The organism is Pseudomonas sp. 10C3, from assembly GCF_036346185.1.
Taxonomy (GTDB): Bacteria; Pseudomonadota; Gammaproteobacteria; order Pseudomonadales; family Pseudomonadaceae; genus Aquipseudomonas.
The window spans coordinates 1-22603 of the sequence record NZ_JASJVE010000036.1; the positions used below are offsets into that span (position 1 = coordinate 1).

The following is a 22603-nucleotide window of genomic DNA, read 5'->3' on the forward strand; positions in this document are numbered from 1 at the left end:
GGCTCCAGAGAGAGATCGGGAGCACAGCGTCAGGCATTAGCCGACGGCTTGGAATGTGTGCTTTATGGCGCGCTTACATTTTTTCTTATCGAAAAAACCGCCGACTAGATATTCTTTTCCATCATACTCCACTTGCTTAGGGCTCAGCGCCCGATAATTCGAGCTATAAGTCATCCGAATATTCATTGTATTTGGCTTTACACGCACACCACGACAGTCTTCGAAAATATAATTTTGACCCAATACGACTTGTATTTCTGCCCACGGCTCTGCCGCACCGCTCAGTTCGTTCTCTTTCAACTCTTTGAAATACGTCTTTGTTATGTCGCTACCAATCCATATATCTGTGGCAAATTTTGCAACATCCACAAATTCGTCGTTCACAATCACTTTGCTAGTAATTCCAAACTCAAACCCATCTTTTGTCTGTTCAACATCGCAACCTATAGAAAGCGTGTCGATTTTGTAAGCCCGGCCATACATAGCCATATCTCTTAATGGCGAAAAATACTTCGACCAATTCTCGCTACGAGCTGCATTAAATGTCAAAATCTTAATATGATTTATGTCGGCATATTCTTTTGCAGGTCGTGAAAAGCCTGACTGGCTTACCACAACAGTTTTATTGATTCCAACCTTTCGATGTTTCTCTTTGAAACTTTCAAGCGCCCTAATTCCGAGAGGCTTAGACAGTTCTGTACACTCAATTCCTATCTTGATCTCACAACCGAAAACTAAACTCTCCACCAAAATATCGATCTCGCGCTCGCACTTACCCTCTGAATCATACAACATAGCAGATTCAGTCAAGCGCGCATCAACGGAGGCCAGCTCCCTATTGATAATTTTGACAAGCTTTTGATAGTGATTAGTTCTTGCTGGCATATTCATTACCTGATTTTTGCGATTCCGATGTACCAAATATAATTCAAGCGCACTACCATTTCTTGATCAGACAGGGCGCTATGATCGCGGTCACGCGAGTTCACCCGATTACAACACACACGCTAATCAGCCACGGATTGTAATCGCTCCTTACAGAAACTTCTTTTGATTCAATACTGCGGACGGCTCAATCCTTTCAGGCTCCTCAAAGCCATCGGACGCAGTATCTGGTTAGTAACTTGACTAAATCTCGTCATGCCCCCCTGTCAAAATTATGCTGACGCTGGCCACCCATGGCTTGCTTGGGAAGGTATAGACAATTGATCGGATCATCACGACATGCTGGCCTTAACTTCGGCCCATGCCAGGCATTGCTGACACTAACGCAGCACGTGCAGATGTTCAGGTTCCGGAACCAGCGCCATCCATAGGGCTTGCTCTACATCCATGTCATCAAGCCCCCTAAGCTCCTTTTCTATTCGACACCATGTTTTTACCATACCAGTGTCTTTGAACCAGGCTCGCGCCCGCCCCCAGAACCCTTCGCTCCCTGGGACTATGTGATTAGGGACTATAGGCGACTGATGCTTCTGAAATAGCAGCCACAGCAGGGGTTGGGCATACCTTTGCTTCTAATGCTCGGCATCGATGCAAATTTCGAAGACGTAAAGGCGACCACCTAGAGGACTCTGTAGTTCACCTTGAGCAAGCGACGGGTCTCATTAGGAGGGCCAGCCAGCCCTTCCGTATCTGATGCTGGACCTAATGTGCTTAGCCCGAAGGCCGCAAGCTGAACCGTTCACAGATAGTCTTTGAAAAGCCTCCAAGAGCGGGACATAGAGTCAAAGGCCTATACGGGTAGAAAAACCCGCGCAGTCCAAACGATCAGCATTCACTTGGGAGCAGGCTGTTCGGACCACTCCCCATGTAATAGAGACTATCTCTTGTTTACTATTCATATGAGTGTAAAGAAGAACGCCCTTGGAACTTTACAGTTTCGCAAGGGCGTCAAGAAGCGTTTATAGGCCTAACCGGCTGATTTTAAAGGATTTCTATGATTTAAAATCTTTACAAATTGACCTATATATCGGCTAGAACGGAATATCGTCATCAAAGCTGTCGAAATCCGGAGCCGGTTGCGGTGCGGCCTGCTGCTGTGGCGCAGGACGCGATTCGCGTTGTGGCTGGGATTGCGGTTGGGACTGCTGCGGACGCGACTGTTGAGGGCGCGGCGCGGAGTTGGACATGCCGCCTTGACCCTGTGGAGCGCCTTCGCCTTGTGGACGGCCGCCCAGCAGTTGCATGGTGCCTTGCATGTCGACGACGATTTCAGTGGTGTAGCGCTTGATGCCGTCTTTTTCCCACTCGCGGGTTTGCAGCTTGCCTTCGATGTACACCTGCGAACCTTTGCGCAGGTATTCGCCGGCGATTTCAGCAACCTTGCCGAACATCGAAACACGGTGCCATTCAGTCTTTTCGACCTTCTGACCGGTTTGTTTATCGGTCCACTGTTCGCTGGTCGCCAGACTCAGGTTGGTCACGGCGTTACCGTTAGGCAAGTAGCGAACTTCGGGATCCTGGCCGCATGTACCGACCAATATGACTTTGTTAACCCCACGGGCCATAACGTTCTCCTAGGCTTCGCACGCTGTCGGCGCCGGGTCGTTGACCAAGCGCTCAAGGGACGTGCGATCCAATAGTTCGGTGTCTAATTTGATATAGATGGCAGCTTCATCAGCCACCACCACTGCATCTGTTACTCCGGTGACGGCCATCAAACGCTCAATCAGGCCGGCTTCGCGCTGTGCTTCTGGCGTCAACGGCACACGCAGGCTCGTCACGTACGGTGGTTCGCGCATAGTAACAGCAAAGGCGAGCCATATGGCACACAGGCCAGCCCCGCCGAGGAACACAATGCTCAATCCACCGTGCTGAAATAACCAGCCGCCAAGAATACCGCCAGCCGCCGAACCGAGGAACTGGCTGGTGGAGTAAACCCCCATCGCCGTGCCTTTTCCGCCTGCCGGTGACACTTTACTGATCAACGACGGCAACGAGGCCTCAAGCAAGTTGAACGCGGTGAAGAACACCACCGTCCCGATCACCAAAGCCCGCAACGTATCGCCGAATGCCCAGAAGAATAGCTCAGTCAGCAGCAGCACGCTGACCGCCCCGAGCAATACACGTTTCATCTGGCGCTTCTTTTCACCATAAATGATGAACGGGATCATCGCAAAGAACGAAATCAGCAACGCGGTCAGGTAGACCCACCAGTGCTGTTCCTTGGGCAAACCGGCTTTTTCGACCAACGCCAGAGGCAAGGCAACGAAGCTGGACATGAGCATCGCGTGCAACACAAAGATACCTAAATCCAGGCGCAGCAAGTCGGGATGACGCAAGGTCGGGCCCAACGCCTGACGTGCAACGCCCGATTCGCGATGCTGCAGTGGTCCGGTCGACTTCGGCACCATGAAGGCGACGATCAGAATCCCTACCAGCGCCATCCCGCCCGTGGCCAGAAACAGCCCCGACAGGCCGAACGCGCGGGTCAGCAAGGGGCCGACGACCATGGCAACCGCAAAGGAGAGACCGATGGTCATGCCGATCATGGCCATCGCTTTGGTGCGGTGCTGTTCGCGGGTAAGGTCCGAGAGCAACGCCATCACCGCCGCCGAGATGGCGCCAGCCCCTTGCAGGATCCGTCCGGCGATCACGCCCCAGATCGAGTCCGCATTGGCCGCCAGCAAGCTGCCAAGAGCAAAGATGATCAAGCCCAGATAAATTACTGGCCGCCGACCGATCCGGTCGGAAATCATCCCGAATGGAATCTGCAGCACCGCTTGGGTCAGGCCATAAGCGCCGATAGCCAGACCGATGAGCGCAGGAGACGCGCCCGCCAGGTCCATGCCATAGGTGGCCAGCACCGGCAAAACCATAAACATGCCAAGCATACGGAAGGCGAACACCAGCGCCAGACCGCTTGCTGCGCGGGTCTCGCTGCCACTCATGCGTTCGCTAAGGGGATCGTGCATGGAAAAACCTCGTGTGAACCGGCAGCGATTCTACCAGTCCCATCGATGTAGAGCACATACGCGACGCTTTGCCGCGTAATGGTATGGAGCCGTATACTCCCGTGTTTAAGCCCGCCAAGCGAGGCCGCAGTGGACAAGATCCTGATACGTGGGGCGCGAACCCACAACCTGAAGAACATTGACCTGACCCTGCCACGCGACAAATTGATCGTCATTACCGGTCTTTCCGGTTCTGGTAAATCGTCGCTAGCCTTCGATACGCTTTACGCCGAAGGGCAGCGGCGCTATGTCGAGTCGCTTTCCGCGTACGCTCGGCAGTTTCTGTCGATGATGGAAAAGCCGGACGTCGATACGATCGAAGGGCTATCGCCGGCGATTTCTATCGAACAGAAATCCACGTCGCACAACCCGCGTTCGACGGTGGGCACGATCACCGAAATCTACGATTACCTGCGCCTGCTGTATGCGCGTGTCGGCCAGCCTCGCTGCCCGGACCACGATATTCCGCTGGAAGCGCAGACCGTCAGCCAGATGGTCGACCTGGTACTGGCGCAACCTGAAGGCAGCAAACTGATGCTCCTGGCGCCTGTGGTTCGCGAGCGCAAAGGCGAGCACCTGGCGATCTTCGAAGAGCTGCGCGCTCAAGGCTTCGTCCGCGCACGGGTCAACGGCAGGCTATGTGAACTCGATGAACTGCCCAAGCTGGATAAACAGAAGAAGCACTCCATCGACGTGGTGGTTGACCGGTTCAAGGTTCGTGAAGACATGCAGCAGCGTCTGGCCGAGTCCTTCGAAACCGCGCTGAAACTGGCTGACGGTATCGCCTGGGTCGCGCCGATGGATGACGAGCCGGGCGAGGAAATGATTTTCTCCGCACGGTTTGCCTGCCCGATCTGTGGACACGCCATCAGCGAGCTGGAGCCCAAGCTGTTCTCCTTCAATAACCCGGCTGGCGCGTGCCCGACCTGCGACGGCCTGGGTGTGAAGCAGTTTTTCGACATCAAGCGTCTGGTCAATGGAGAGTTGACGCTGGCCGAAGGCGCGATTCGTGGCTGGGACCGGCGCAACGTCTATTACTTCCAGATGCTCGGCTCTCTCGCGAGCCACTACGGGTTCAGCCTCGAAGTGCCGTTCAACGAGTTGCCCGCCGATCAGCAGAAAATCCTCCTGAATGGCAGCGGCACGCAGAACGTCGACTTCCGCTATCTCAATGATCGCGGCGACATCGTCAAGCGTGCGCATCCGTTCGAAGGCATCGTGCCCAATCTCGAGCGGCGCTATCGCGAGACCGAGTCGGCCACAGTGCGCGAAGAGCTGGCCAAGTTCCTCAGCACTCAGCCCTGCCCGGATTGCCGTGGCACCCGTCTACGTCGTGAGGCGCGGCATGTCTGGGTAGGCGAAAAAACCCTGCCGGCCGTGACCAGTCTGCCCATCGGCGATGCTACCGAGTATTTCAGCACGCTGAAGCTAACCGGACGGCGCGGTGAAATTGCCGACAAGATCCTCAAGGAAATTCGCGAGCGCCTGCAGTTCCTGGTCAACGTCGGCCTGGATTATCTGTCCCTGGACCGCAGTGCAGATACCTTGTCTGGCGGTGAAGCCCAACGTATTCGCTTGGCCAGCCAGATCGGCGCGGGCCTCGTCGGGGTCCTGTATATCCTAGACGAACCGTCCATTGGCTTGCATCAACGGGACAACGACCGGCTGCTGGGCACGCTCAAGCATCTGCGTGACATCGGCAATACGGTGATCGTGGTCGAGCATGACGAAGATGCTATTCGCCTGGCTGACTACGTGGTGGACATCGGCCCTGGTGCCGGTATTCATGGCGGGCACATCGTTGCCCAAGGCACGCCGGCCGAAGTCATGGCGCATCCTGATTCACTGACCGGCAAATACCTGTCAGGCCGGGTGAAGATTGAAGTACCGGCCAAGCGCACGCCACGCGACAAGAAGCTGAACCTGACCCTCAAGGGCGCGCGTGGCAACAACTTGCGCAATGTCGATCTGGAAATCCCGATCGGTCTGCTGACCTGCGTGACCGGTGTTTCCGGCTCGGGCAAGTCGACGCTGATCAACAACACACTGTTCCCGCTCAGCGCCACGGCCCTGAATGGCGCAACCACGCTAGAAGCCGCGGCGCACGACAGCATCGATGGTCTTCAGCACCTGGATAAAGTCGTCGATATCGACCAAAGCCCCATCGGTCGAACCCCGCGCTCCAATCCGGCAACGTATACCGGGTTGTTCACACCTATTCGCGAGTTGTTTTCCGGTGTTCCAGAGTCGCGCTCACGCGGGTACGGCCCGGGACGTTTCTCGTTCAACGTGAAGGGCGGCCGTTGTGAGGCGTGCCAGGGCGATGGTCTGATCAAGGTCGAGATGCACTTTCTGCCGGACATCTACGTGCCTTGCGATGTGTGCAAGAGCAAGCGCTATAACCGCGAAACGCTGGAAATCAAATACAAGAGCAAGAACATCCACGAAGTGCTGGAGATGACCATCGAGGAAGCTCGGGTGTTCTTCGATGCCGTACCTGCACTGGCGCGCAAACTGCAAACGCTGATGGATGTTGGGCTGTCGTACATCAAGCTGGGGCAGTCCGCGACCACGCTGTCGGGCGGCGAGGCGCAGCGGGTCAAGCTGTCACGCGAGTTGTCCAAGCGTGATACGGGCAAGACGCTGTACATCCTCGATGAGCCGACCACCGGTTTGCACTTCGCCGATATTCAGCAGTTGCTCGACGTGCTGCATCGTCTGCGCGATCACGGGAATACCGTGGTGGTGATCGAGCACAACCTGGATGTGATCAAGACCGCTGACTGGTTGGTGGACCTGGGTCCGGAAGGCGGTTCCAAGGGCGGCCAGATCATCGCCTGCGGTACCCCGGAGGAAGTCGCAGAGATGAAGCAGTCTTACACCGGCCACTACCTCAAACCGCTGCTGCTTCGGGATAAAGCCGACGCAGTCTAGCCGGTGCGCTAACGAAAAAGCCCTGCCGCATTTTTTCTGCTGCAGGGCTTTTTTATGGCTGTGGTGCGGGAATCAGAACTGCGATTGCAGGTAATTCTCCAGACCGATCAACTTGATCAGGCCGAACTGCTGTTCCAGCCAGTACGTGTGATCTTCTTCGGTATCGGCCAACTGAATGCGCAGGATTTCGCGGGTTACGTAATCCTTGTGCAGCTCGCAGAGCTCAATTCCCTTGCAAAGCGCGGCACGCACCTTGTACTCAAGGCGCAAATCGCTGGCGAGCATCTCAAGGACCGTGGTGCCTATGTCCAGATCATCGGGACGCATGCGCGGCGTGCCTTCGAGCATCAGGATCCGGCGCATCAAAGCATCGGCGTGCTGGGTCTCTTCTTCCATTTCGTGGTTGATACGCTCGTAGAGCTTGCTGAAGCCCCAGTCCTCGTACATCCGCGAATGAATAAAATATTGATCGCGGGCTGACAGCTCCCCCGTGAGCAGCGTATTGAGGTAATCGATTACATCCGGGTGACCTTGCATCGCCCTCATCTCCCTGCTTGAAAGGCCGTAGTTTGAACCAACCCGCCGGGGAGGTCACTTCACAAAAAGCCAGAAAATGTGAAAACACGGCGAAAGCCGAACAATCAAATGCGAAAAGCCGCCCCCTTGAGGGCGGTTCTGTATATCGCTTCAACTTAGACCTGGTTCAGTTGCACACCAAGGGCTTTGGCGACGCCTTCGCCGTACGCAGGATCGGCCTTGTAGAAGTATTGCAGCTGACGTTGCACGACATCAGCCGTCACACCGGCCATCGCGCCGGCGATGTTGCCGATCAAGAGTGCTTTCTGTGCATCGTCCATCAGGTTGAAGAGCGCACCCGCGTGGCTGAAGTAGTCACCGTCCTGACGATGATCGTAACGTGTGGCCTCACCGCTCAGCGCCAACCCAGGCTCAGCATAACGCGGGGCCTGCTTAGGGGCGTCAGCGTAGCTGTTGGGTTCGTAGTTAGGCGTTCCACCACCATTGCTGCCAAAGCTCATGGCGCCATCACGCTGATAGCTGTTAACCGGGCTCATTGGCGCATTGATCGGCAATTGCTGGTGGTTGGTACCGACCCGATAGCGCTGTGCGTCAGCGTAAGCAAAGACACGCCCTTGCAGCATGCGATCAGGCGACAAACCAACACCAGGCACCCTATTACTTGGCGCAAACGCGGCCTGTTCGACTTCGGCGAAGTAGTTCTGCGGGTTACGGTTCAGCTCCAATTCGCCGACCTCAATCAGCGGGTACTCTTTCTGCGACCAGGTTTTGGTCACGTCAAACGGGTTCTCGTGATGGGCGGCCACCTGAGTCTCAGTCATGATCTGGATGCACACCCGCCATTTCGGGAAGTCACCCTTCTCGATCGCGGAGAACAGATCGCGCTGGGAGTAATCCGGGTCAGTACCTGCCAGGCGCGCGGCATCAGCAGGTGCCAGGTTCTTGATACCTTGCTTAGTCTTGTAGTGCCATTTGACCCAATGACGCTCACCCGTCGCGCTGATCAGGCTGTATGTGTGACTGCCGAAGCCGTGCATGTGACGGTAGCCATCCGGAATGCCACGGTCCGAAAACAGGATCGTGACCTGGTGCAGCGCCTCGGGCGAGTGCGACCAGAAGTCCCACATCATTTGCGCGCTTTTCAGGTTGGATTGGGGCAACCGTTTTTGGGTGTGAATGAAGTCAGGGAATTTAAGTGGGTCACGGATAAAGAAAACGGGCGTGTTGTTCCCGACGATGTCCCAGTTGCCTTCTTCGGTATAGAACTTGATCGAAAAACCACGCGGGTCGCGCTCGGTGTCTGCCGAACCACGCTCACCACCGACGGTAGAGAAGCGCATGAAAATTGGAGTCTGCTTGCCCACGGACTCAAACAATTTAGCGCTGGTGTACTGAGTGATGTCGCGATTGACCGTGAAAGTACCGTGAGCACCCGAGCCTTTCGCGTGCACGCGGCGCTCCGGGATATTCTCGCGATTGAAGTGTGCAAGTTTCTCGATCAGGTGAAAATCGTCGAGTAACAGTGGGCCACGCGGGCCTGCGGACCGGGAGTTTTGGTTATCAGCGACAGGAGCGCCACTGGCAGTCGTAATCGTTTTATTCAGGCTCATACGAAATCTTCCTCTCTAACGTGTCCAACCGGCTAAACGGCTTGAGGGGAGTATTGGGCAATTTTGTTACGCCATCAAATTCATTAAATTATAAATATCGATAGATTTTACTAATCATTCAGACACAAAAAACCGGGCACTAGGCCCGGTTCTTTGTACAGACTGACGTCTTATTCAGCAGCTTCTACAACACCACCAACCGGACGATCAACCAGTTCGACGTACGCCATAGGCGCGTTGTCGCCAGTGCGGAAACCGCACTTGAGGATGCGCAGGTAGCCACCCTCACGGGTTGCATAACGCTTGCCCAGGTCGTTGAACAGCTTACCAACGATGGCTTTCGAACGAGTACGGTCGAAGGCCAGACGGCGGTTAGCCAAGCTGTCTGTCTTAGCCAGGGTGATCAGCGGCTCGGCAACGCGGCGCAGTTCCTTGGCTTTCGGCAGTGTAGTTTTGATCAGCTCGTGCTCAAACAGCGACACCGCCATGTTTTGAAACATGGCCTTGCGGTGTGAGCTGGTGCGGCTCAGGTGACGACCACTTTTACGATGACGCATGGTTCATTCCTTACCAAACACAACGTTCGGTGATTACGACGATCAGGCAGTCGCCTTGTCGTCCTTCTTAAGACTTGCAGGCGGCCAGTTGTCGAGGCGCATGCCGAGGGACAGACCACGGGAGGCCAGAACGTCCTTGATTTCAGTCAAGGATTTCTTACCCAGGTTCGGAGTCTTCAACAGTTCTACTTCGGTGCGCTGAATCAGGTCGCCGATGTAGTAAATGTTCTCCGCCTTAAGGCAGTTGGCCGAACGTACAGTCAGTTCCAGATCGTCAACCGGACGGAGAAGGATCGGATCGATCTCGTCTTCCTGTTCGATAACCACTGGCTCACTGTCACCTTTGAGATCGACGAACGCAGCCAACTGCTGTTGCAGAATAGTTGCAGCGCGGCGAATAGCCTCTTCAGGATCCAGGGTACCGTTGGTTTCCAGATCAATAACCAGCTTGTCCAGGTTAGTACGCTGCTCGACACGGGCGTTTTCCACCACGTATGCGATACGGCGAACCGGGCTGAACGAAGAGTCAAGCTGCAAGCGACCAATGCTGCGGCTTTCGTCTTCATCGCTCTGACGCGAATCGGCCGGTTCATAACCACGACCACGAGCTACGGTGAGCTTCATGTTCAAGGCGCCGTTAGACGCCAGGTTAGCGATTACGTGATCGGGATTAACGATCTCGACATCATGATCCAGCTGAATATCGGCAGCGGTAACCACCCCCGAACCCTTCTTCGACAAGGTCAGCGTAACTTCGTCTCGACCGTGCAGCTTGATAGCCAGACCTTTAAGGTTCAACAGGATTTCAATTACGTCTTCCTGTACACCTTCGATGGCGCTGTACTCATGGAGTACACCGTCAATCTCGGCCTCGACTACTGCACAGCCGGGCATTGAGGACAACAGGATGCGTCGCAACGCGTTGCCCAGGGTGTGGCCGAAACCACGCTCGAGAGGCTCGAGCGTGATCTTGGCGCGGGTTGGACTGACAACCTGCACATCAATATGGCGGGGTGTCAGGAACTCATTTACCGAAATCTGCATGGATGCACCTATTTTCTAGCCCTTACTTGGAGTAGAGCTCGACAATCAGGCTTTCGTTGATGTCGGCGGACAGATCACTGCGAGCTGGAACGTTTTTGAAGACGCCAGATTTTTTCTCAGTGTCTACTTCTACCCATTCTACGCGGCCACGTTGGGCACACAGATCGAGAGCTTGGACAATGCGCAGTTGGTTCTTTGCCTTCTCGCGAATAGCGACCACGTCACCAGGGCGAACCTGGTAGGACGGTACGTTAACGGTTTTGCCGTTAATGCTGACCGATTTATGCGATACCAGCTGACGGGATTCGGCACGAGTAGAGCCAAAACCCATACGGTATACAACGTTGTCCAAACGGCATTCGAGCAATTGCAGCAGGTTCTCACCAGTAGCGCCTTTCTTGCCGGCTGCTTCTTTGTAATAACCGCTGAATTGACGTTCGAGAACGCCGTAAATACGACGGACCTTCTGCTTTTCACGCAGTTGGGTGCCGTAATCGGATTGGCGACCGCGGCGTTGGCCGTGGATACCTGGGGCTGCTTCGATGTTGCACTTGGATTCGATAGCGCGGACGCCGCTCTTCAAGAAGAGATCGGTGCCTTCACGACGTGCAAGTTTGCATTTTGGACCAATGTAACGAGCCATTTCTTACAGTCTCCTGGATTACACGCGGCGCTTCTTCGGCGGACGGCACCCGTTGTGCGGGATTGGCGTCACGTCGGTGATACTGGCGATCTTGTAGCCACAGCCGTTCAAAGCACGGACAGCGGACTCACGACCTGGACCTGGACCCTTGACGTTAACGTCGAGGTTCTTCAGGCCGTATTCCAGCGCAGCTTGACCAGCACGTTCAGCAGCTACTTGAGCAGCGAACGGGGTGGACTTGCGAGAACCACGGAAACCCGAGCCGCCGGAGGTAGCCCAAGAAAGCGCGTTACCTTGACGATCGGTAATGGTGACGATTGTGTTGTTAAAAGACGCGTGGATGTGGGCGATGCCATCAACCACTGTCTTTTTAACTTTTTTACGAGGACGAGCAGCAGGTTTTGCCATGACTAAATTCCTGTCGTTGCGCTGGTGCGATTACTTGCGGATCGGCTTACGCGGACCTTTGCGAGTACGCGCGTTGGTCTTGGTACGCTGACCGCGTACTGGAAGACCACGACGATGGCGAAGACCGCGGTAGCAGCCCAAATCCATCAAGCGCTTGATTTTCATGTTGATTTCGCGACGCAGGTCACCTTCAGTGGTGAACTTTGCCACTTCGCCACGCAGCTGTTCAATCTGCTCGTCGCTCAGATCTTTGATCTTCACCGCTGGGTTAACCCCAGTGGTTGCACAAATTTTCTGTGCAGTGGTGCGACCAACACCATAGATGTAGGTCAACGAGATAACAGTATGCTTGTTATCTGGAATGTTAACGCCTGCAATACGGGCCATTCAGTGGGACTCCAATTGACAGCTACCTACGCCCCGGAAGCCAAGAAATAGGGCGCGAGATAATATCGCTGTAATAACAAATAATCAACCCAGCAGCGCACTAGCTGCTGGGCTTTAAGCACAAATCACACTCAGCCTTGGCGCTGTTTATGACGTGGTTCCGCGCTGCAAATTACTCGAACAACACCTTCGCGGCGAATAATCTTGCAGTTACGGCACAGCTTTTTCACCGATGCACGAACTTTCATCACCAACTCCTCGAACCTTATGGGTGCTTCAGCGCAGCATGCCGCTACCGTAGCCCTTCAGGTTGGCTTTCTTCATCAGGGATTCGTACTGGTGCGAAACGAGGTGCGATTGTACTTGGGACATGAAGTCCATCACAACCACTACGACGATCAGCAACGAAGTCCCGCCAAGGTAGAACGGTACGTTTGCCGCAACCACCAGAAACTGGGGAAGCAGACACACGGCCGTCATATAAAGAGCACCGAACATGGTCAAGCGGGTCAGAACGCCATCAATATAGCGCGCAGACTGCTCGCCTGGACGGATGCCCGGAATAAAGGCACCGGACTTCTTCAGGTTTTCCGCTACGTCTTTCGGATTGAACATCAACGCCGTATAGAAGAAGCAGAAGAAAATAATCCCTGCACTAAACAGCAGAATATTCAACGGCTGACCAGGAGCGATCGACTGCGAGAGGTCCTGCAACCAGCCCATACCTTCAGACTGGCCAAACCAGGCACCCAACGAAGCCGGAAACAGCAAAATGCTGCTCGCGAAAATAGCTGGAATTACACCGGCCATATTCACTTTCAGCGGTAAGTGGCTAGTCTGCGCAGCGAAGACCTTACGGCCCTGCTGACGCTTGGCGTAGTGAACGGCAATACGACGCTGACCACGCTCAATGAACACCACAAAACCGATAATCGCTACTGCCAGCAAACCGATGGCAACCAAGGCGAAAATGTTGATATCACCCTGACGTGCAGACTCGAAAGACTGCCCAATCGCTCTCGGAAGACCGGCGACGATACCCGAAAAAATCAACATCGAGATACCGTTACCAACACCGCGCTCGGTAATCTGCTCACCCAGCCACATCATGAACATCGCGCCAGCCACAAACGTGGATACCGCAACGAAATGGAAGCCAAAGTCACCAGTGAACGCAACGCCCTGCCCTGCCAGACCAATGGACATGCCAATAGCCTGAACAAGAGCGAGGACGACAGTGCCATAGCGGGTGTATTGACTGATCTTACGACGACCAGCCTCACCTTCCTTCTTCAACTGCTCCAACTGCGGGCTGACGGCGGTCATCAACTGCATGATGATCGATGCCGAAATGTACGGCATGATCCCCAGTGCAAAGATACTCATCCGTTCCAGCGCGCCGCCGGAAAACATGTTGAACAAGCTAAGAATGGTCCCCTCATTCTGTCGAAACAGGTCCGCCAGCCGGTCCGGGTTGATACCAGGAACTGGGATGTGCGCGCCTATCCGGTAGACGATAATCGCCAGGAGTAGAAAACGCAGTCGAGCCCAGAGCTCGGATAACCCGCCTTTGCTGAGCGCTGAGAGAGCACCTTGCTTAGCCATTTATTCCTCGAACTTGCCGCCAGCTGCTTCGATAGCCGCACGCGCACCTTTGGTGGCTGCGATACCTTTGATGGTGACAGCGCGAGTAACCTCACCGGACAACATGATTTTCACACGTTGTACGTTTTGGTTGATCACGTTGGCATCCTTCAGGGACTGCACGGTGACGATGTCGCCTTCCACTTTAGCCAGTTCGGACAAACGCACTTCTGCGCGATCCATAGCTTTCAGGGAAACGAAACCGAATTTCGGCAGACGACGATGCAACGGCTGTTGGCCGCCTTCAAAGCCCGGAGCAATAGTGCCACCGGAGCGGGAGGACTGACCTTTGTGGCCACGGCCACCGGTCTTACCCAAACCACTACCGATACCACGGCCCGGACGATGCTTTTCGCGACGGGAACCCGGCGCTGGACTCAGATCATTGAGTTTCATCGATTAACCCTCGACTCGCAGCATGTAGTAAGCCTTGTTGATCATCCCGCGATTCTCGGGAGTATCCAGCACTTCTACAGTGTGACCGATGCGACGCAGACCCAAACCCTTAACGCACAATTTGTGGTTAGGGATGCGACCGGTCATGCTTTTGATCAGCGTTACTTTAACGGTAGCCATGATCAGAAGATCTCCTTGACACTTTTACCGCGCTTGGCAGCAATAGATTCAGGAGATTGCATAGCTTTCAAACCTTTAAAAGTGGCGTGAACCACGTTTACCGGGTTAGTCGAGCCGTAGCACTTGGCCAGTACGTTCTGAACACCAGCAACTTCCAACACTGCGCGCATAGCGCCGCCAGCGATGATACCAGTACCTTCAGACGCAGGCTGCATGTACACCTTCGAAGCGCCATGAGCAGACTTCATTGCGTACTGCAGAGTGGTACCGTTAAGGTCCACCTGAATCATGTTGCGACGAGCAGCTTCCATTGCTTTCTGGATCGCAGCAGGCACTTCACGTGACTTGCCACGGCCGAAACCAACACGCCCTTTACCATCACCCACCACGGTCAACGCGGTGAAAGTGAAGATACGGCCGCCTTTAACGGTTTTAGCAACGCGGTTCACTTGAACCAGCTTCTCAATGTAGCCTTCGTCGCGTTTTTGGTCGTTATTTGACATAACTTAGAACTCCAGCCCGCCTTCACGAGCAGCATCAGCCAGCGCCTTGACGCGGCCGTGGTACTTGAAGCCAGAACGGTCAAAAGCCACTTGCGAGACGCCTACGGCTTTCGCACGCTCAGCGACCAGCTGGCCAACCTTAGTGGCCGCGTCGATGTTGCCAGTGGCTCCATCACGCAGTTCTTTGTCCAAAGTCGAGGCGCTCGCCAAGACTTTGCTGCCGTCGGCCGAGATGACCTGGGCATAAATGTGCTGCGAAGAGCGGAACACGCAGAGACGCACGACTTCTAGCTCGTGCATTTTCAAGCGTGCTTTGCGAGCGCGACGCAGTCGGGTAACTTTTTTGACGGTCATTTGCTATGCCCTACTTCTTCTTGGCTTCTTTACGGCGGACGACTTCGTCTGCGTAACGCACACCTTTGCCTTTGTACGGCTCAGGACGGCGGAAGTCGCGGATCTCAGCGGCCACTTGACCAACCAACTGCTTATCGATACCTCGGATGAAGATATCGGTCTGGTTGGGAGTCTCAGCGGTGATGCCATTCGGCAGGTCGTATTCCACTGGATGCGAAAAGCCGAGAGCCAGGGACAGCACTTTGTCTTTTGCTTGCGCTTTATAACCGACACCGACCAGCTGGAGCTTACGCTCGAAGCCTTGGCTTACGCCTTGGACCATGTTGTTAACCAGTGCACGAGTGGTGCCGGCCATTGCACGAGTCTGTTGATCGCCATTGCGAGCAGCGAAACGCAGCTCACCAGCTTCTTCAACAATCTCAATGGACGAATGGATGTTCAGATCTAGAGTGCCCTTGGCACCCTTCACCGAAAGCTGCTGGCCGACGAGTTTAACTTCGACGCCTGCTGGCAACTTAACGGGGTTCTTAGCTACGCGTGACATGCTTATCCCCCCTTAGAACACTGTGCAAAGAACTTCGCCGCCGACACCGGCAGCGCGCGCAGCACGATCCGTCATCACACCTTTGTTGGTGGAGACGATAGACACACCGAGACCGCCACGAACTTTTGGCAGATCATCGACGGACTTGTACTGACGCAGGCCTGGACGGCTAACGCGCTTCACTTCTTCGATGACTGGACGGCCTTCGAAGTACTTCAGCTCGATGGATAGCAGCGGTTTGATTTCGCTGCTGATCTGATAACCCGCAATGTAACCTTCGTCCTTGAGGACTTTGGCTACAGCTACCTTCAACGTGGAAGATGGCATGCTTACGACGGGCTTTTCAGCCATCTGGGCATTACGGATACGAGTTAGCATGTCCGCTAACGGGTCCTGCATACTCATGGGCTAGACGCTCCTGTTACAAAAATAATTAGCCTTGCGGCTACAGCTTGTCGCCGAGAAACTCCGGGCAAATGAAAGCACGGGCTCAGGCGAGCCGATCATTCTAGACACACCCCGGAAATGAATCAAGCCCCAAAAGGGGCTTGATTCAAAATCACGCTTCACACAGACCAATCTTTTACAAGATTGACCCGTGCGAGACGAGATGGACGCCTTACCAGCTAGCCTTGACCAGACCAGGAACGTCGCCACGCATTGCTGCTTCACGCAGCTTGTTACGGCCAAGGCCGAACTTGCGATAGACGCCGTGTGGACGGCCAGTGATGCGGCAGCGGTTACGCATGCGCGCAGCGCTTGCGTCACGTGGCTGCTTCTGCAGAGCTACTTGAGCTTCCCAACGTGCTTCTGGACTTGCGTTCAGATCAACGATGATAGCTTTCAGTTCTGCACGCTTCTTGGCGTACTTGGCAACCGTGAGCTGACGTTTCAGCTCGCGGTTTTTCATGCTCATCTTGGCCATTGTCCTACTCCAATCAGTTGCGGAACGGGAACTTGAAGGCACGCAGCAATGCGCGACCCTCGTCATCCGTACGAGCAGTGGTGGTCAGGGTAATGTCCAGACCGCGAAGAGCATCGATCTTGTCGTAATCGATTTCCGGGAAAATGATCTGCTCTTTAACGCCCATGCTGTAGTTACCACGACCATCGAAGGACTTGGCATTCAGGCCGCGAAAATCGCGAACCCGAGGCAGGGAGATCGACAGCAGACGATCCAGGAATTCGTACATACGATCGCGACGCAGAGTGACTTTAACGCCGATCGGCCAACCTTCACGGACTTTAAAGCCAGCGATGGATTTCCGAGCGTAAGTCACAACGACTTTCTGACCGGTGATCTTTTCCAGGTCAGCAACAGCGTGCTCGATGACTTTTTTGTCACCGACCGCTTCGCCAAGACCCATGTTAAGGGTGATCTTTGTAACGCGCGGAACTTCCATCACGTTCGAAAGCTTAAGTTCTTCCTTAAGTTTCGGAGCGATTTCCTTCCGGTAAATCTCTTTTAGTCGTGCCATGGTCTTCTACCTAGCAGTGTTCAAGCATCAACCGCTTTTTGGGTCGACTTGAAGACACGAATTTTCTTGCCGTCTTCAACTTTGAAACCAACGCGGTCAGCCTTGTTGGTTGCGCCGTTGAAAATGGCGACGTTAGAAGCGTGCAATGGCGCTTCTTTCTCGACGATACCGCCCTGAACGCCCGACGCCGGGTTAGGCTTGGTATGACGCTTAACCAGGTTGAGCCCACCAACGACCAGACGGTCGTCAACGAGAACCTTAAGCACCTTACCGCGCTTACCTTTGTCTTTGCCGGCGATCACGATGATCTCGTCGTCACGACGAATCTTTTGCATGTCGGATCTCCTTACAGCACTTCTGGGGCGAGCGAGACGATCTTCATGAACTTCTCAGTACGAAGTTCACGGGTCACTGGCCCAAAGATACGGGTGCCAATCGGCTCTTGCTTGTTGTTCAACAGAACAGCAGCGTTGCCGTCAAAGCGGATGATGGAGCCGTCAGCACGACGAACACCATGGCGAGTGCGGACTACTACTGCAGTCATCACTTGGCCTTTTTTCACCTTGCCGCGCGGAATTGCTTCCTTGACGGTCACTTTGATGATGTCACCGATACCAGCGTAACGACGATGGGAGCCACCCAGCACCTTGATGCACATAACGCGGCGTGCGCCGCTGTTATCGGCCACATCGAGCATGGATTGAGTCTGAATCATATAATTTCTCCGACCCCTAGTCCTTAGACTTCCACAGCGCGTTCGAGAATATCAACCAATGCCCAAGACTTGGTCTTGGCCAGCGGACGAGTTTCACGAATCGTGACTTTGTCGCCGATGTGGCACTGATTGGTTTCGTCGTGCGCGTGCAGCTTAGTCGAACGCTTAACATATTTACCGTAGATCGGGTGCTTTACGCGACGCTCGATCAGAACGGTGATGGTCTTGTCCATCTTGTCGCTGACAACACGGCCAGTCAGCGTACGGACGGTTTTTTCGGCTTCAGCCATGATCACTTACCTGCCTGCTGGTTAAGCACAGTCTTCACGCGAGCAATGTCACGTTTAACTTGCGAGAGCAGGTGAGACTGCCCCAACTGGCCAGTTGCTTTCTGCATACGCAGATTGAACTGGTCGCGCAGCAGGCCGAGCAATTGCTCGTTCAGCTGCTGTGCTGATTTTTCACGAAGTTCATTCGCTTTCATCACATCACCGTCCGTTTAACAAAGGAGGTGGCGAGTGGCAGCTTCGCAGCAGCCAGGGCGAAAGCCTCACGCGCCAGCTCTTCAGTAACACCCTCGATTTCATACAGGACTTTGCCTGGCTGAATCTGGGCAACCCAGTACTCAACGTTACCCTTACCTTTACCCATCCGAACTTCGAGTGGCTTTTTGGTTACAGGTTTGTCCGGGAATACACGGATCCAGATTTTGCCGCCACGTTTAACGTGACGGGTCAGTGCACGACGCGCTGACTCAATCTGACGAGCGGTGAGACGACCACGAGCAACAGACTTCAGCGCATATTCGCCGAAGCTGACTTTGCTACCGCGCTGAGCCAAGCCACGGTTGTGGCCTGTCATCTGCTTGCGGAACTTCGTACGCTTTGGTTGCAACATTTGGCGTACCCCTTACTTAGCAGCTTTTTTACGAGGCGCTGGTGCTTGTGGTTTCAGCTCTTCTTGGCGACCACCAATTACTTCGCCTTTGAAGATCCAAACCTTTACACCGATCACACCATAAGTGGTGTGAGCTTCGTAGTTGGCATAGTCGATGTCAGCACGCAGGGTGTGCAGTGGCACACGACCCTCGCGATACCATTCAGTACGTGCGATTTCAGCACCGCCGAGACGACCGCTCACTTGGATTTTGATGCCTTTGGCACCAATGCGCATGGCGTTCTGAACAGCGCGCTTCATAGCGCGACGGAACATTACGCGACGCTCCAGCTGCTGAGCTACGCTCTGCGCAACCAGCATACCGTCAAGCTCCGGCTTGCGGATCTCTTCGATATTGATGTGCACAGGCACACCCATTTGCTTGGTCAGGTCCTGACGCAGTTTCTCAACATCTTCACCTTTCTTGCCGATCACGATGCCGGGACGAGCGGTGTGGATGGTGATACGTGCAGTCTGAGCCGGACGATGGATATCGATACGGCTTACGGACGCGCTTTTTAGTTTGTCTTGGAGATACTCGCGCACCTTCAGATCAGCGAACAAATAGTCCGCATAAGTCCGACCGTCTGCGTACCAGACGGAGGTGTGCTCCTTGACGATTCCCAGGCGAATGCCAATGGGATGTACTTTCTGACCCATCTCTTCGACTCCGTTACTTGTCAGCAACCTTGACAGTGATATGGCAAGACCGCTTGACGATGCGATCAGCGCGGCCTTTGGCACGCGGCATGATTCGCTTCAGCGAACGCCCTTCGTTGACGAAAACGGTGGAGACCTTAAGGTCATCAACGTCTGCGCCTTCGTTATGCTCGGCGTTGGCTACGGCCGACTCCAGCACTTTCTTCAGGATCTCGGCGGCTTTCTTACTGCTGAAAGCCAACAGGTTGAGCGCTTCGCCCACCTTCTTCCCGCGGATCTGGTCGGCGACCAAGCGGGCTTTCTGGGCGGAGATTCGAGCGCCCGACAACTTAGCGGCTACTTCCATCGTTCCTTACCCCTTAACGCTTGGCTTTCTTGTCTGCCACGTGCCCACGATAAGTGCGGGTACCGGCAAACTCGCCTAGTTTATGGCCGACCATGTCTTCGTTCACAAGAACTGGGACATGTTGACGACCGTTATGCACAGCAATGGTCAAACCGACCATTTGCGGCAGAATCATAGAACGGCGCGACCAGGTCTTAACTGGTTTGCGATCATTCTTTTCCGCCGCCACTTCGATCTTCTTCAGTAGGTGAAGATCGATAAAAGGACCTTTTTTCAGAGAACGTGGCACTGTCGTATCCCTCTATTTACTTGCGACGACGGACGATCATTTTGTCGGTACGCTTATTACCACGAGTCTTCGCGCCCTTAGTCGGGAAGCCCCACGGCGATACCGGATGACGACCACCAGAGGTACGACCTTCACCACCACCATGTGGGTGGTCAACCGGGTTCATGGCAACACCACGAACGGTTGGGCGAACGCCACGCCAGCGTTTGGCACCAGCTTTACCCAGCGAACGCAGGCTGTGCTCGGAGTTCGAGACTTCGCCAAGCGTTGCACGGCATTCAGCCAATACTTTACGCATTTCACCAGAGCGCAGACGCAGGGTCACGTAGACACCATCACGCGCTACCAGCTGAGCAGAAGCACCAGCGGAACGAGCGATTTGCGCGCCTTTACCCGGCTTCAACTCGATGCCGTGTACGGTGCTACCCACTGGAATGTTGCGCAACTGAAGAGCGTTGCCCGGCTTGATCGGTGCCAAGGCACCTGCGATCAGCTGGTCGCCAGCACTAATGCCTTTAGGGGCAATAATGTAGCGGCGCTCGCCATCTGCGTACAACAGCAGGGCGATGTGAGCAGTACGGTTTGGATCGTATTCGATACGCTCAACGGTGGCACTGATGCCATCTTTGTCGTTACGACGGAAATCGACCAAACGATAATGCTGCTTATGACCACCACCGATGTGACGAGTGGTAATACGGCCATTGTTGTTACGACCACCAGTCTTCGATTTCTTCTCGAGCAGCGGTGCGTGAGGAGCGCCTTTATGCAGCTCCTGGTTGACCACCTTGACCACAAAACGGCGGCCAGGGGAAGTCGGTTTGCATTTAACGATTGCCATGATGCACCCCTTCCTTACTCAGCACTGCTGCTGAAATCGAGATCTTGGCCCGGTTGAAGGGAAATAATCGCCTTCTTCCAGTCATTACGCTTGCCCAGACCGCGAGCAGTACGTTTGCTCTTACCCAGAACATTCAGGGTAGTAACACGCTCTACTTTCACGCTGAACAGGCTTTCGACGGCCTTCTTGATTTCCAGCTTGGTTGCGTCAGTAGCAACCTTGAAAACGAACTGGCCTTTCTTGTCAGCCAGAACCGTAGCCTTCTCGGAAACGTGCGGGCCGAGTAGAACTTTAAATACGCGTTCCTGGTTCATCCCAGCAGCTCCTCGAATTTCTTCACGGCCGACACGGTGATCAACACCTTGTCGTATGCGATCAGACTAACTGGATCGGAACCCTGTACGTCACGAACATCAACGTGCGGCAGGTTACGAGCAGCCAGGTACAGGTTCTGATCAACAGCATCAGACACGATCAAGACATCAGTCAGACCCATGCCATTCAGCTTGTTCAGCAGGTCTTTGGTTTTCGGCGCTTCAACTACGAAGTCCTGAACCACGACCAGACGATCAGTACGTACCAGCTCAGCAAGGATGGAGCGCAATGCTGCGCGATACATCTTCTTGTTGAGTTTCTGGGAGTGATCCTGAGGACGAGCAGCAAAAGTGGTACCGCCGCCACGCCAGATTGGGCTACGGATAGTACCGGCACGAGCACGACCAGTACCTTTCTGACGCCATGGGCGCTTACCGCCACCGGAAACGTCTGAACGGGTCTTCTGGGCCTTGCTACCTTGACGGCCGCCGGCCATGTAGGCCACGACTGCTTGGTGAACCAGCGTCTCGTTGAACTCGCCGCCGAACGTCAGTTCGGAAACTTCGATCGCCTGAGCGTCATTTACATTTAATTGCATGTCAGCTTCCCCTTAACCGCGAGCCTTGGCTGCCGGACGTACAACCAGGTTGCCGCCAGTAGCGCCAGGAACAGCACCCTTGACCAACAACAGATTGCGTTCAGCGTCCACGCGCACCACTTCCAGGGACTGCACGGTCACGCGCTCAGCGCCCATATGACCGGACATTTTTTTGCCCTTGAATACACGACCAGGAGTCTGGCACTGGCCGATTGAGCCCGGGACGCGGTGGGATACGGAGTTGCCGTGAGTATTGTCTTGGCCACGGAAATTGTGGCGTTTGATCGTACCCTGGAAACCTTTACCTTTGGACTGACCGGTCACATCGACCATCTGACCAGCGGCGAAGATTTCTGCATTGATTACGTCGCCAGCCTGGTAGTCGCCTTCTTCAAGACGAAACTCCCAAACACCGCGACCAGCAGCAACGTTCGCTTTTGCGAAGTGACCTGCTTGAGCAGCAGTCACACGCGAAGCACGACGCACACCGACAGTGACTTGCACTGCACGATAGCCATCAGTTTCTTCGGTTTTGAACTGGGTGACGCGATTCGGCTCGATCTCAATGACCGTAACCGGAATGGAGACACCTTCTTCGGTGAAAATACGGGTCATACCGCATTTACGACCGACTACACCAATAGTCATGTTGTAAACCTCATGAGTGTACGGGGCTTTCACCCGCTATGGCCGCCCATTTCAGAGCGTTACACGACTAAGACCCGAGT

General features: G+C 54.5%; 33 protein-coding genes. 1 reads left to right on the forward strand and 32 read right to left on the reverse strand.

The window, feature by feature from the left end; translation table 11 throughout:
• Window positions 1–36 precede the first annotated feature (36 nt).
• The 3 genes from QN399_RS24090 to QN399_RS24100 form a co-directional block, all read right to left on the reverse strand.
• The gene (locus tag QN399_RS24090) at window positions 37–891 is read right to left on the reverse strand and encodes a restriction endonuclease (RefSeq protein ID WP_330201807.1); all 855 of its coding nucleotides are present in this window, start codon (window positions 889–891) and stop codon (window positions 37–39) included.
• Between the two features lie 1085 nt (window positions 892–1976).
• A complete protein-coding gene (locus QN399_RS24095; protein ID WP_219062767.1) occupies window positions 1977–2510 on the reverse strand; it encodes a single-stranded DNA-binding protein in 534 nt (177 codons plus the stop codon).
• 9 nt (window positions 2511–2519) lie between these two features.
• Window positions 2520–3917, reverse strand: a complete 1398-nt coding sequence (locus QN399_RS24100) for an MFS transporter (RefSeq protein ID WP_322182345.1) — start codon at window positions 3915–3917, stop codon at window positions 2520–2522.
• Between the two features lie 129 nt (window positions 3918–4046).
• Here QN399_RS24100 and uvrA point away from each other — a divergent pair, with 129 nt between their 5' ends.
• Window positions 4047–6890 (forward strand): excinuclease ABC subunit UvrA, encoded by a 2844-nt coding sequence (uvrA, locus tag QN399_RS24105; RefSeq protein WP_322182348.1) that lies wholly within the window; start codon window positions 4047–4049, stop codon window positions 6888–6890.
• A gap of 72 nt (window positions 6891–6962) precedes the next feature.
• On the opposite strand, the gene bfr is transcribed toward uvrA, so the two are convergent.
• The 29 genes from bfr to rplC form a co-directional block, all read right to left on the reverse strand.
• Entirely contained in the window at window positions 6963–7427 is a 465-nt protein-coding gene (gene bfr, locus QN399_RS24110) for a bacterioferritin (protein ID WP_330201808.1), read from the reverse strand.
• Between the two features lie 155 nt (window positions 7428–7582).
• A complete protein-coding gene (locus QN399_RS24115; protein ID WP_330201809.1) occupies window positions 7583–9037 on the reverse strand; it encodes a catalase in 1455 nt (484 codons plus the stop codon).
• Window positions 9038–9207: 170 nt separating this feature from the next.
• Window positions 9208–9594 carry a 50S ribosomal protein L17 gene (gene rplQ / locus QN399_RS24120; RefSeq protein ID WP_219062771.1) on the reverse strand — a complete coding sequence of 129 codons (387 nt, stop codon included), beginning with the start codon at window positions 9592–9594 and terminating at the stop codon, window positions 9208–9210.
• A gap of 42 nt (window positions 9595–9636) precedes the next feature.
• On the reverse strand, window positions 9637–10638 hold the full coding sequence (gene rpoA / locus QN399_RS24125; protein WP_003176403.1) for a DNA-directed RNA polymerase subunit alpha: 1002 nt from the start codon (window positions 10636–10638) through the stop codon (window positions 9637–9639).
• A 22-nt stretch (window positions 10639–10660) separates the two neighbouring features.
• Window positions 10661–11281, reverse strand: a complete 621-nt coding sequence (gene rpsD / locus QN399_RS24130) for a 30S ribosomal protein S4 (protein ID WP_322166322.1) — start codon at window positions 11279–11281, stop codon at window positions 10661–10663.
• An 18-nt stretch (window positions 11282–11299) separates the two neighbouring features.
• The gene (gene rpsK / locus QN399_RS24135; RefSeq protein ID WP_002555466.1) at window positions 11300–11689 is read right to left on the reverse strand and encodes a 30S ribosomal protein S11; all 390 of its coding nucleotides are present in this window, start codon (window positions 11687–11689) and stop codon (window positions 11300–11302) included.
• 30 nt (window positions 11690–11719) lie between these two features.
• Window positions 11720–12076: a 30S ribosomal protein S13 gene (rpsM, locus tag QN399_RS24140; protein ID WP_002555467.1), complete on the reverse strand. Its 357-nt coding sequence runs from the start codon at window positions 12074–12076 to the stop codon at window positions 11720–11722.
• Between the two features lie 131 nt (window positions 12077–12207).
• Entirely contained in the window at window positions 12208–12324 is a 117-nt protein-coding gene (rpmJ, locus tag QN399_RS24145; RefSeq protein ID WP_002555468.1) for a 50S ribosomal protein L36, read from the reverse strand.
• A gap of 28 nt (window positions 12325–12352) precedes the next feature.
• Window positions 12353–13681, reverse strand: coding sequence for a preprotein translocase subunit SecY (gene secY, locus QN399_RS24150; protein ID WP_219062775.1), 1329 nt, complete (start codon window positions 13679–13681; stop codon window positions 12353–12355).
• Window positions 13682–14116: a 50S ribosomal protein L15 gene (gene rplO, locus QN399_RS24155; protein WP_002555470.1), complete on the reverse strand. Its 435-nt coding sequence runs from the start codon at window positions 14114–14116 to the stop codon at window positions 13682–13684.
• Between the two features lie 3 nt (window positions 14117–14119).
• The gene (rpmD, locus tag QN399_RS24160; protein WP_003186033.1) at window positions 14120–14296 is read right to left on the reverse strand and encodes a 50S ribosomal protein L30; all 177 of its coding nucleotides are present in this window, start codon (window positions 14294–14296) and stop codon (window positions 14120–14122) included.
• A gap of 2 nt (window positions 14297–14298) precedes the next feature.
• A complete protein-coding gene (gene rpsE / locus QN399_RS24165) occupies window positions 14299–14799 on the reverse strand; it encodes a 30S ribosomal protein S5 (RefSeq protein ID WP_003186035.1) in 501 nt (166 codons plus the stop codon).
• Between the two features lie 3 nt (window positions 14800–14802).
• On the reverse strand, window positions 14803–15153 hold the full coding sequence (rplR, locus tag QN399_RS24170; RefSeq protein ID WP_219062777.1) for a 50S ribosomal protein L18: 351 nt from the start codon (window positions 15151–15153) through the stop codon (window positions 14803–14805).
• 10 nt (window positions 15154–15163) lie between these two features.
• Window positions 15164–15697, reverse strand: a complete 534-nt coding sequence (gene rplF / locus QN399_RS24175; protein ID WP_219062778.1) for a 50S ribosomal protein L6 — start codon at window positions 15695–15697, stop codon at window positions 15164–15166.
• A 12-nt stretch (window positions 15698–15709) separates the two neighbouring features.
• On the reverse strand, window positions 15710–16102 hold the full coding sequence (rpsH, locus tag QN399_RS24180) for a 30S ribosomal protein S8 (RefSeq protein WP_065833640.1): 393 nt from the start codon (window positions 16100–16102) through the stop codon (window positions 15710–15712).
• A 214-nt stretch (window positions 16103–16316) separates the two neighbouring features.
• Complete coding sequence (rpsN, locus tag QN399_RS24185) at window positions 16317–16622, reverse strand: 30S ribosomal protein S14 (RefSeq protein ID WP_219062780.1); 306 nt, start codon at window positions 16620–16622, stop codon at window positions 16317–16319.
• A 13-nt stretch (window positions 16623–16635) separates the two neighbouring features.
• A complete protein-coding gene (gene rplE / locus QN399_RS24190; RefSeq protein WP_219062782.1) occupies window positions 16636–17175 on the reverse strand; it encodes a 50S ribosomal protein L5 in 540 nt (179 codons plus the stop codon).
• A gap of 20 nt (window positions 17176–17195) precedes the next feature.
• On the reverse strand, window positions 17196–17510 hold the full coding sequence (gene rplX, locus QN399_RS24195) for a 50S ribosomal protein L24 (protein WP_219062783.1): 315 nt from the start codon (window positions 17508–17510) through the stop codon (window positions 17196–17198).
• A gap of 11 nt (window positions 17511–17521) precedes the next feature.
• Complete coding sequence (rplN, locus tag QN399_RS24200) at window positions 17522–17890, reverse strand: 50S ribosomal protein L14 (protein WP_002555479.1); 369 nt, start codon at window positions 17888–17890, stop codon at window positions 17522–17524.
• A 23-nt stretch (window positions 17891–17913) separates the two neighbouring features.
• Window positions 17914–18180 (reverse strand): 30S ribosomal protein S17, encoded by a 267-nt coding sequence (rpsQ, locus tag QN399_RS24205; RefSeq protein WP_003444370.1) that lies wholly within the window; start codon window positions 18178–18180, stop codon window positions 17914–17916.
• A gap of 2 nt (window positions 18181–18182) precedes the next feature.
• Window positions 18183–18374, reverse strand: a complete 192-nt coding sequence (rpmC, locus tag QN399_RS24210) for a 50S ribosomal protein L29 (RefSeq protein ID WP_002555481.1) — start codon at window positions 18372–18374, stop codon at window positions 18183–18185.
• A complete protein-coding gene (rplP, locus tag QN399_RS24215) occupies window positions 18374–18787 on the reverse strand; it encodes a 50S ribosomal protein L16 (RefSeq protein WP_095080428.1) in 414 nt (137 codons plus the stop codon). Before rplP ends, rpmC begins: the two co-directional genes overlap by 1 nt.
• 12 nt (window positions 18788–18799) lie before the next feature.
• Entirely contained in the window at window positions 18800–19486 is a 687-nt protein-coding gene (rpsC, locus tag QN399_RS24220; RefSeq protein ID WP_003176422.1) for a 30S ribosomal protein S3, read from the reverse strand.
• Window positions 19487–19499: 13 nt separating this feature from the next.
• Window positions 19500–19832, reverse strand: coding sequence for a 50S ribosomal protein L22 (rplV, locus tag QN399_RS24225; protein ID WP_002555485.1), 333 nt, complete (start codon window positions 19830–19832; stop codon window positions 19500–19502).
• Window positions 19833–19845: 13 nt separating this feature from the next.
• Complete coding sequence (rpsS, locus tag QN399_RS24230; protein WP_002555486.1) at window positions 19846–20121, reverse strand: 30S ribosomal protein S19; 276 nt, start codon at window positions 20119–20121, stop codon at window positions 19846–19848.
• Between the two features lie 16 nt (window positions 20122–20137).
• The gene (rplB, locus tag QN399_RS24235; protein ID WP_322182370.1) at window positions 20138–20962 is read right to left on the reverse strand and encodes a 50S ribosomal protein L2; all 825 of its coding nucleotides are present in this window, start codon (window positions 20960–20962) and stop codon (window positions 20138–20140) included.
• Between the two features lie 14 nt (window positions 20963–20976).
• Window positions 20977–21276 carry a 50S ribosomal protein L23 gene (gene rplW, locus QN399_RS24240; protein ID WP_017129879.1) on the reverse strand — a complete coding sequence of 100 codons (300 nt, stop codon included), beginning with the start codon at window positions 21274–21276 and terminating at the stop codon, window positions 20977–20979.
• A complete protein-coding gene (rplD, locus tag QN399_RS24245) occupies window positions 21273–21875 on the reverse strand; it encodes a 50S ribosomal protein L4 (RefSeq protein ID WP_219062785.1) in 603 nt (200 codons plus the stop codon). The genes rplW and rplD overlap by 4 nt, the downstream gene beginning before the upstream one ends.
• 12 nt (window positions 21876–21887) lie before the next feature.
• Window positions 21888–22523, reverse strand: coding sequence for a 50S ribosomal protein L3 (gene rplC, locus QN399_RS24250; RefSeq protein ID WP_219062787.1), 636 nt, complete (start codon window positions 22521–22523; stop codon window positions 21888–21890).
• Window positions 22524–22603 lie beyond the last annotated feature (80 nt).

Coding starts and splice junctions, on each gene's coding strand:
- rplE (WP_219062782.1), bottom strand. CDS start 17,175: ATGGCACGACTAAAAGAGATTTACCGGAAGGAAATCGCTCCGAAACTT.
- rpmD (WP_003186033.1), bottom strand. CDS start 14,296: ATGGCTACCGTTAAAGTAACGCTGATCAAAAGCATGACCGGTCGCATC.
- secY (WP_219062775.1), bottom strand. CDS start 13,681: ATGGCTAAGCAAGGTGCTCTCTCAGCGCTCAGCAAAGGCGGGTTATCC.
- rplB (WP_322182370.1), bottom strand. CDS start 20,962: ATGGCAATCGTTAAATGCAAACCGACTTCCCCTGGCCGCCGTTTTGTG.
- rpsK (WP_002555466.1), bottom strand. CDS start 11,689: ATGGCAAAACCTGCTGCTCGTCCTCGTAAAAAAGTTAAAAAGACAGTG.
- rpoA (WP_003176403.1), bottom strand. CDS start 10,638: ATGCAGATTTCGGTAAATGAGTTCCTGACACCCCGCCATATTGATGTG.
- rplR (WP_219062777.1), bottom strand. CDS start 15,153: ATGACCGTCAAAAAAGTTACCCGACTGCGTCGCGCTCGCAAAGCACGC.
- QN399_RS24090 (WP_330201807.1), bottom strand. CDS start 891: ATGAATATGCCAGCAAGAACTAATCACTATCAAAAGCTTGTCAAAATT.
- rpsQ (WP_003444370.1), bottom strand. CDS start 18,180: ATGGCTGAAGCCGAAAAAACCGTCCGTACGCTGACTGGCCGTGTTGTC.
- rpsN (WP_219062780.1), bottom strand. CDS start 16,622: ATGGCCAAGATGAGCATGAAAAACCGCGAGCTGAAACGTCAGCTCACG.
- rplC (WP_219062787.1), bottom strand. CDS start 22,523: ATGACTATTGGTGTAGTCGGTCGTAAATGCGGTATGACCCGTATTTTC.
- rplW (WP_017129879.1), bottom strand. CDS start 21,276: ATGAACCAGGAACGCGTATTTAAAGTTCTACTCGGCCCGCACGTTTCC.
- QN399_RS24115 (WP_330201809.1), bottom strand. CDS start 9,037: ATGAGCCTGAATAAAACGATTACGACTGCCAGTGGCGCTCCTGTCGCT.
- rpsM (WP_002555467.1), bottom strand. CDS start 12,076: ATGGCCCGTATTGCAGGCGTTAACATTCCAGATAACAAGCATACTGTT.
- QN399_RS24100 (WP_322182345.1), bottom strand. CDS start 3,917: ATGCACGATCCCCTTAGCGAACGCATGAGTGGCAGCGAGACCCGCGCA.
- rplX (WP_219062783.1), bottom strand. CDS start 17,510: ATGCAAAAGATTCGTCGTGACGACGAGATCATCGTGATCGCCGGCAAA.
- rpsC (WP_003176422.1), bottom strand. CDS start 19,486: ATGGGTCAGAAAGTACATCCCATTGGCATTCGCCTGGGAATCGTCAAG.
- bfr (WP_330201808.1), bottom strand. CDS start 7,427: ATGCAAGGTCACCCGGATGTAATCGATTACCTCAATACGCTGCTCACG.
- QN399_RS24095 (WP_219062767.1), bottom strand. CDS start 2,510: ATGGCCCGTGGGGTTAACAAAGTCATATTGGTCGGTACATGCGGCCAG.
- rpsD (WP_322166322.1), bottom strand. CDS start 11,281: ATGGCTCGTTACATTGGTCCAAAATGCAAACTTGCACGTCGTGAAGGC.
- rplQ (WP_219062771.1), bottom strand. CDS start 9,594: ATGCGTCATCGTAAAAGTGGTCGTCACCTGAGCCGCACCAGCTCACAC.
- rpmJ (WP_002555468.1), bottom strand. CDS start 12,324: ATGAAAGTTCGTGCATCGGTGAAAAAGCTGTGCCGTAACTGCAAGATT.
- rplO (WP_002555470.1), bottom strand. CDS start 14,116: ATGAAACTCAATGATCTGAGTCCAGCGCCGGGTTCCCGTCGCGAAAAG.
- rplN (WP_002555479.1), bottom strand. CDS start 17,890: ATGATTCAGACTCAATCCATGCTCGATGTGGCCGATAACAGCGGCGCA.
- rpmC (WP_002555481.1), bottom strand. CDS start 18,374: ATGAAAGCGAATGAACTTCGTGAAAAATCAGCACAGCAGCTGAACGAG.
- rplV (WP_002555485.1), bottom strand. CDS start 19,832: ATGGAAGTAGCCGCTAAGTTGTCGGGCGCTCGAATCTCCGCCCAGAAA.
- rpsH (WP_065833640.1), bottom strand. CDS start 16,102: ATGAGTATGCAGGACCCGTTAGCGGACATGCTAACTCGTATCCGTAAT.
- rplD (WP_219062785.1), bottom strand. CDS start 21,875: ATGCAATTAAATGTAAATGACGCTCAGGCGATCGAAGTTTCCGAACTG.
- rpsE (WP_003186035.1), bottom strand. CDS start 14,799: ATGTCAAATAACGACCAAAAACGCGACGAAGGCTACATTGAGAAGCTG.
- rplP (WP_095080428.1), bottom strand. CDS start 18,787: ATGTTGCAACCAAAGCGTACGAAGTTCCGCAAGCAGATGACAGGCCAC.
- rplF (WP_219062778.1), bottom strand. CDS start 15,697: ATGTCACGCGTAGCTAAGAACCCCGTTAAGTTGCCAGCAGGCGTCGAA.